We start from the raw sequence: 7,436 nt of genomic DNA on the forward strand, positions 1-7,436 counted from the left end.
GCCTCATGTGATGGTAAGGGTGGCCTCGGCAGGGCTGCCGCGTCCGACGGTTGGCGAGAGTTGGGTGACGCGGATGGTCAGGGTTGCGCCGGGTGCGAGAACCGCGCCCCAGTCTGCCGTCTGGTGGGCGGCGGTGTAGGTGGCGCTGGTCGTTCCGGTGGCCAGTGTGCGTTTCACGGTGGCGCCGTCGAGAATGTCGATCTCCCAAGCCTCGGGCGTGTCCAGGATCGGCACATCGGTCGCCGTCCAGCTGTCAGCCGCGGGGGCGCGGGAGCGGGGCGTCCAGGAAAGGGTGATGTCGCCCGTGGGCTCGGCCGTCGCCCCGAGATGCACGGGCGCGAAGGGCCGGAGCGATATGCCCGATGGCGTCAGGGACAGCATTGAGTAGCTCGGATCCGACACCGGCCTTGTCGCGGGCCCCACGGCGAGGTTCCATGGCAGCCCGATCTCGCCGGCCGTGAACGGCAGTTCCGCCACGGCCGCGTCCAGCACCACGACCCGCGCACCGGCCGGGGCCGGGTTGCCGATGGCCGCTTCCGTCCCCCGCTGGCCGCGCAGGAGCGTGGTCAGGCGATAGCGGCCGGGGGCGACGAGCGCCACATCGCGGGCTTGCAGGATTTCCCAGGCGCCGGGTGCGCTCTCAACGGCGAATGCGTTGGCGCCTGCAAAGAGCTGCAGGTCGGTGACGCTTTCAAGCTGGCCCCAGGGAAGGTCGATCTCGAGGGCCGTGCCCCGATCCCAGCGCCAGGCGGACCCCGTCGGCAGGTCGGTGACCAGCGAGCCGATCCGCGCGCGGCGGGTGATCGTGGCGAAGGACGACCATCCCGATGTTTCCGGGCTGCGCAGCACCGCAACGGTGCCCGGCCAGGGATCGGCATCGACGGCAATGAGCGGGCGCGGCGGCGTGTGGGCGCTGGTCAACTGCGGCAGGTCGAGGATCGCGACCTGCGGCGCACCGAGCGGCACCGAGCGGGCCACGGCAGCGGCGCGCGGCGCCCCCGGCGCAAGGTCGTAGGCCTCGCGGTCCTGTCGGGTCGCCTCGATCCGCCGGGCGAAGCCGTCGGCGAGCGTGGACAGGCGGAACTCGGTTGTGGCGCCGTCCGCGAACTCGACAACGTCGCCCGGGTCCAGTGCCAGCCGCGACGGCGGCAGGCTGAAGCTCGCGTGCTCGCGGCCCACCCAGGCCTCCATCAGGGCGCGGCGGCAGCGTCGCTCGGCTTCCTCGGGGGCGACGGCCACGGGAAAACTCTCGGCGGTCACGCGCACCGCGCCGGTGATGATGCGCCGGGCCTCGACCAGGGCGCTGTCGTAATCCTCGTCGGCGCGCGCCACGCTCCAGCGCAGGACCTGGGGCAGCTCGGTCTCCTGGCCGCGGCTGCGCTCGATGTCCTCGGCGTTGCCCGCCACGAGATCGCCAGGCGTGAGGGTGGCCACCGCTGCGCGCCCACGCATGACAAAGCGGATCACGCCCTCGCTTTCGACCGCATCGAAGCCGAAGTGTCGCGCAAGCATGGAGAGCGTGGTTCGCGGGCTTTCGATGGCGGTGATGGTCAGACCCTCGACCGCGCCCCAGAGGCCGGAGACGTCGATATGCGCGGCGTCCATTCCGGCCGCGAGGCAGAGGTGACGCACGAGGGCTGCGAGCGACACGGACCCCAGCCGACCGGTCAGCCAGTGGCCGAGCCGCCAGTTGTCGCCGTCCGACCACACGTCGGTGAGCGCCGGGAAGAAGGGATGCGGGCGCGCGTCCCAGGTCCAGGCCGCGCAGTCGGCGGTGTCGATCATCGGCAGGCCGGTGACGCTGGAGACCGAATTGTGCGCAGGGTCGCCCCAGTAGAGCGCGGTGGCCTCGAGATAGGCCCGCTGGATGGCATCGTCGCGCCACCCCCGCGAGAAATACGGCGCCGCGCTTTCCGAGGACTTCGGGTCGAAGAAGACGTTCGGCTGGTTCGTGCCCCGGTCGATGGCCGGACAGCCGAACTCGGTGAACCGGATCGGCTTGCTTTCCGGCACCCATGCCGTGGGCGTTCCGCTTTCCACCCCGCCGAGGCGGTCATGATGCGCGTTCGACCACCAGCTGCGCAGGTCCTTGGCGCGGAACACCCAATCCTTGCCATAGGCGCCGTCGGTGATCGGCGTGCGCAGCTGCGCGTCCCGGTCGGCATCGCTCGCATAGAACCAGTCGAAGCCCTCGCCGCCCTCGATGTTCGATTGCAGATAGGCGCGGTCGTAAATGGCGTGCCAGCCGGCTTGCGCATCGGCGTGTTCGAACCCGTCGCGCCAATCACTTACGGCCATGTAGTTGTCGATGCCGATGAAGTCGATGTTGGCGTCCGCCCAGAGCGGATCGAGATGGAAGGCAAGCGAGCTCGACGGCCGGTCCACAGTGACGGACGGGCACTCATACCATGCCAGATAGCTGCCGCCGCCTTTGGGCTCCTCCAGCTCGACCACCACACGGATCATGGCGATATCGGTGCGATCCACCGTCCAGGAGAGGCTTCTCTCCAGTGTGCCTGACCCCGACCCGATGAGATTGCGGTTTGCCAGCTGGGTGCCCGGCAAGGAGCCGGAGAGGTATCCGTCCGGGTCAATGGCGTCGAGATCAGCCTGCGTATAGCCGATCAGCTTGATCTGGTCGTTCCAAGTCAAACCGCTCGGGTGATTGGTCACAAGGGTGTCAGAATATGTCACCGTCTCGCCCGGACTTAAACCCGTGGCGTCGATGTCGATTATCAACTGGAACGTGGTCGCATACATGTCGGTCGTATACGCAACGCGCCGTCCGAGCGTGACCGCCGCCGGATCGGGGGCCGACCCGATGCTCGAATTGAGACGCCATTGGCCGTAGTCGGGCAGCAGCCTGCGAGACTGAAGAGATACCCCCGATGCCAGCGGCGCGGAGATCGCCGTGTCTGCGAATGCTGCGCTCAGCAGGTCCGTATAGGGTTCGTCTATCTGGTGGTTGTTGTATTCCGACCAGTCCGCCGCGTAGCTGATCTTCGTGGACGGCCCGAGGATCGCGTGCACATCGGCGGCGAGGCTCTGAAGCTGTGCCACGGCCGGATAGCCTCGCTCGCAATTGCGGATCTGCGTGAGCCCGCGAAGCTCCGAGCCGATCAGGAACGCATCGACCCCGCCGGCCGCCGCGCAGAGATGGGCGTAATGCAGGATCATCCGCCGCCAGCCCCAGTCATTGCCGCCGGTCCAGGAGACGGTTTCGCCCGAGACGGCGAAGTCGGAGATCTGCGCGTTGCCGAAGAACGCCGCGACCTGGGCCTCGGCCGTTGCCGTCTTGTCCACCGAGCCCGCAAAGCCCGCCGCAGGCGAACAGGTGATCCGCCCGCGCCATGGCAACGCCGGCTGGCCGATTGCGGCGGCGTTGTCGGAATATGGGTCCGGCAGCGTGTTGCCCTCGGGGACATCCATGAGAAGGAACGGATAGAAGGTCACGCGATAGCCCCGCGCCTTCAGCTCCTTGATCGCCTGCACAACGGCCGCGTCGCTCGGGGTTCCGCCATAGACAGGACGCCCCTCGGCATCGGTCGAAACGAGATGCGCCGAGGCGCGGTCCAGCCCGTTCACCTGCCAGACCTGTGGCGTCGTGGTCTTGGTGGCGGTCTCGACGCCCGGCTTGATCTGGCAGCGATCACAGCGCAGATCGTCGCCGAACCACGAGACCACCAGCGACACGCTTTCAACCCCCGGCGCCAGTGCCTCGAGCCGGTCGAGTGAAACCAGAAAGTCGGCCCGGTCGGTCTCGGCATGCACGTTCTCCGGCGTGGTCTTCGCGCCTTCGGTCCGCATCACCGGCTCGGAGGCATGGACGAACTCGCCCGCGCCGGGGATCATGGTGACCGCCCGGATGGCGCCTTCGGCGGTGTCCGCGTCGGCTACGGGCGCGAACACCTCGAAGGAGAGCTGCGGAATGCGGTTGCCGAATGGCGTGAGGTCGAGTTCCTCGAACACCACGTAGGCCGTGCCGCGCCAGGCCGGCGCGCCCTCGGACCCCATCTTCGCGGCGATGAACGGGTCCGCCGCCTGCGCCTCGTCGCCCGGATACCAGCGCCAGGTGATGGTGGACGTATCCAGAAGCTCGCCATCGGCCCATATGCGGCCGATGCCGGTGATCGGGCCATCACACAATGCCACGGCGAAGGAAGCGGTGTAGCTGTATTCGGTGGTGGTGACGCTCGGCCCACCGCCCTTGCCGCCGCCTTGCGTGGTGGTGCTCACATGCTCGGTAAAGTCGGTGGCCCAGATGATGTTGCCACCCAATCGCATACGGCCGAAGACGCGCGGGATCGTGGCGCCTTCGGTGGCGGAGGTCACCTGCAGGCTGTCGAGCCTTGCGCCCTCGTATCGCTGGTCGGGCTGGAGCGCGCCCACGATCCAGCTGTCCACGACCGAGCCGGCCATGGTGCCGATCGCCCCGCCGATGGTGGCGGCCGAGATACCGAGGACGGCGCCGCCCACCGACCCGCCGATGGCGGCGCCGGCGGCCCCGAGAACGAGCGTGGCCATGGTCAGACCTCGTCAGGAAACAGGAAGGCGAAGGCGAGGCGCCGCCGCCAGGATCGGGTGAAGGGTTCCTCGATCACGCCCAGCCGCTCGCGGGCGTGGATGAGAGTTCCGTTGTCGGTGAGAATGCCCACATGCTTGGCGATGGCCCGTTCGCGCATGCGGAACATCACGAGCGCGCCGGGTGGCGGATCATCCGCCGCCACCTCGATCATGCAGCCGCGGGCGCCCTCGGCGAGCACTTCGACCGGCCCGGCCTCGCCCCAGTCGCGGCTGTATGGCGGGATCGGAAAGGGCTCCGGCCCCACCACCTCGCGCCAAATGCCGCGCGCAAGCCCGAGGCAGTCGCAGCCGACGCCCCTGACGCTTTGCTGGTCGTGATAGGGCGTGCCGAGCCAGGCGCGGGCCGCAGCGATCACCTTCGCCCGAGCGGCAGGGCGATGGATGAAGCCCGCCATCACAGAACGCTCCCGTCATTGGCCCGGCCTTGGGAGGCGTAGCGCAGCACGGTGTCATTGCCGGGGATATGGGGGAAGCCCCGGAAGTTGACGGTGTTGGCAAAGCGGTCACGGCAGGTGGCAAAGGCCTTGTCGCAGCCGGCGCGGATGGTGAAGGCGTCGTTTGCGGCGATGGGACTGCCGGGCGGCTCCAGCAGCGTGATGACGGCCTCGCCGGTGGCGGCCAGTTCGTGGCGTTCTACCTCCACCTTCCGGCCGGCATTGGCGCCGCTGTCCCAGGTCAGCGTGCCGAAGCTGAACAGCCCCGCCGCGAAGCCGGAAAGGCCGGAAGCCGAGAACACCCGGTCGCGCAGTGGGACCGCGACAGCACCCGTGCCCTTCCAAGCCGCGTTCTCGAGATCGATGCCGCAGCGCCCGTCGCCCAGCACCGCATCGCAGCCGGCCTGGAAGCTTCGTCCCACGGGCTGATCCAGAACGTGCGCGAGGCTGCGCATCTCGGCGGTGAAGGCCACGCGCCCGCGCCGGATCTCGCCGATGGCGCCCCGGCGCATCAGCACGCGCTGGCTGGTATCCTGCCAGTTCACCCGCCAGACATCGACCGCCGCCCCGTCCCAGAGCCCGGCGGCGATGTCGGCCTCGGTAATGGTGCCTGACCGCAAAACGCCCTCGGCGTCCTGCGCATCGACCGCGAGATCGCCCGAAGCGCGCAGCTCGGAGGCCGCAAAGCCGCTTTCCGGCTCGAAGAGGGTAGCCTCAAAGCTGAGCGACCGGTCGTGATCGGTGAAACCGAACACCTGCCCGTCGGCCCGGGTGATCCGCCAGCACCACGCAAGCGTCGTCGTGCCCTCGTCGAGATGGGCCTGCAGTGCGGGTGAGAGGGATTTCATCGGCAGGTTCCCGTCATGCGGTCATCGAGATCGGCGATCCAGGTCGCCCATGCAGGTGGCACGGTGGCGACAGTCGCCGCAGGTGGCCGTGCCAGCCGTGCCTCGGCATAGGAGGCGCAGCCCGCATCACCAGTGACCATCGTTGCGGCGCAGCCGCTGAGCAGGATCGCCAGCGTTGCGGCCGTCGCGCACCGCCTTGCGGCCCGCATCCAGCCGCTCTGAGTGTTTGCGAAATGCATCTTGATATGCCTCCTCTCGTCCGACTCGCCTGCCTTCTGCTCGACCAAGCAGGCGACCTATGAAGACACCGCCCACGGCAGCTGCCGCGCCGATGATCCAGATCAGAAGTTCACTCATCACCCCGGAACCCCCTCTCGATCCGGTCGCGCAGGCCGATCAGGCCGAGGCCGAGGAAGATCAGCCCGGCGGGCGAGGCGTCGCCCGAGCCGGCCAGCAGCGCGACCAGGCGGGAAAACTCGCCAACCGGGCCGGTGGCGGGCAGCGTGACGGAGGCGATGCCGGTCAGCATGGCGAGCAGCCCCGCCCACCAGGTGAGCGAATTGGGTCGGATGTAGCGCATGGGGATCAGGCCCTCCGTATCAGTGTGGAAAAGAAGGACGCCAGCCGGGCGAACCAGTTGGGTGGCGGGACGGGGGACGGCTCAAGCATTGGGGACCGAAGTAGATCCAAAGCCTCGTCCTCTCTGAGCAGCCGGATCGGCAGGGACAAATCTACGCGGCCCTGCGCATCCACCGACCAGACCGGGATCGGGCCGCCCGTGTAGCTGCCCTCCCGGAACAGGTCACGCTCGGCCTCGCGGCGGGGGATGATGGACGCGGGCTTGCGCCAGTTCAGAAACGCGTTGGCGGCGGCAACGCGATTGCCGGCGTTCAGGTGGCAGGTGAGCGCTGCCCGCGCAATGCCGCCTGTGTTGTAGTGGAAGCTCACCAACGCATCGAACTCGTGCTGGGCGAGCGGGACGGTCACGGCATCTGCGACATCGCGCTCGTAGCGGGCCAGATCAGCGCGGAAGACCCGGAACGCCTCGCGGATCGCCGCGTCCAGGTCTGCGGGCATCCCGCGCGGCATGGTGGCCGGATCGGGCGGCCCGGCGGCTGCCGTGTGGCCGATGCCGAAGGTCCAGGTGCCGGTAGAATCGCGGTAGGGCCCGGGCACGATCCCCTCGTGCCGGGCAAGGGCCAGAAGGCCCCGGTCGGTCATGTGCATGGGGTTACCTTGTCTTATGAAGACGGGAGGTTCCGTGGTTAGAAGGGAACCACTGCCCGCCACGCCATTGATGGCGGGCAGTGGCGGCGGTTGGATCGAGGAGGCCTGGGTCTTCAGGACCGTTTCTGAGTAGGATCGACCGCCGCCTTCACCATGGGCCTGAACGGATACGCGTGTTTGAGCCACGCATGACAAGAATAGGACTGGCGAAGATGACGGAGCATAGCATCGGGATCGACATTTCCAAATCCCACCTCGACGTTTTTCATCTGGAGACGCAGACGGCGAAGCGGTTCGAGAATTCGGCGTGCGGCTTTCGCGCCCTGCGCAAATGGCTATCGCC

General features: G+C 68.2%; 6 protein-coding genes. All 6 read right to left on the reverse strand.

Annotated elements, in window-relative coordinates; genetic code table 11:
- Positions 1-3: 3 nt before the first annotated feature.
- The gene (locus LV82_RS15195) at positions 4-4,524 is read right to left on the reverse strand and encodes a baseplate multidomain protein megatron (protein ID WP_245873177.1); all 4,521 of its coding nucleotides are present in this window, start codon (positions 4,522-4,524) and stop codon (positions 4-6) included.
- A 2-nt stretch (positions 4,525-4,526) separates the two neighbouring features.
- Positions 4,527-4,979 carry an NlpC/P60 family protein gene (locus LV82_RS14285; protein WP_104072823.1) on the reverse strand — a complete coding sequence of 151 codons (453 nt, stop codon included), beginning with the start codon at positions 4,977-4,979 and terminating at the stop codon, positions 4,527-4,529.
- On the reverse strand, positions 4,979-5,866 hold the full coding sequence (locus LV82_RS14290; protein WP_104072825.1) for a DUF2163 domain-containing protein: 888 nt from the start codon (positions 5,864-5,866) through the stop codon (positions 4,979-4,981). The genes LV82_RS14285 and LV82_RS14290 overlap by 1 nt, the downstream gene beginning before the upstream one ends.
- On the reverse strand, positions 5,863-6,105 hold the full coding sequence (locus LV82_RS14295) for a hypothetical protein (protein ID WP_146065185.1): 243 nt from the start codon (positions 6,103-6,105) through the stop codon (positions 5,863-5,865). Before LV82_RS14295 ends, LV82_RS14290 begins: the two co-directional genes overlap by 4 nt.
- A 110-nt stretch (positions 6,106-6,215) precedes the next feature.
- Entirely contained in the window at positions 6,216-6,446 is a 231-nt protein-coding gene (locus LV82_RS14300; RefSeq protein ID WP_104072829.1) for a hypothetical protein, read from the reverse strand.
- A gap of 5 nt (positions 6,447-6,451) precedes the next feature.
- The gene (locus tag LV82_RS14305) at positions 6,452-7,093 is read right to left on the reverse strand and encodes a lysozyme (RefSeq protein WP_104072831.1); all 642 of its coding nucleotides are present in this window, start codon (positions 7,091-7,093) and stop codon (positions 6,452-6,454) included.
- Positions 7,094-7,436 lie beyond the last annotated feature (343 nt).

Origin of the sequence: Albidovulum inexpectatum (assembly GCF_002927635.1) — a bacterium.
Taxonomy (GTDB): Bacteria; Pseudomonadota; Alphaproteobacteria; order Rhodobacterales; family Rhodobacteraceae; genus Albidovulum; species Albidovulum inexpectatum.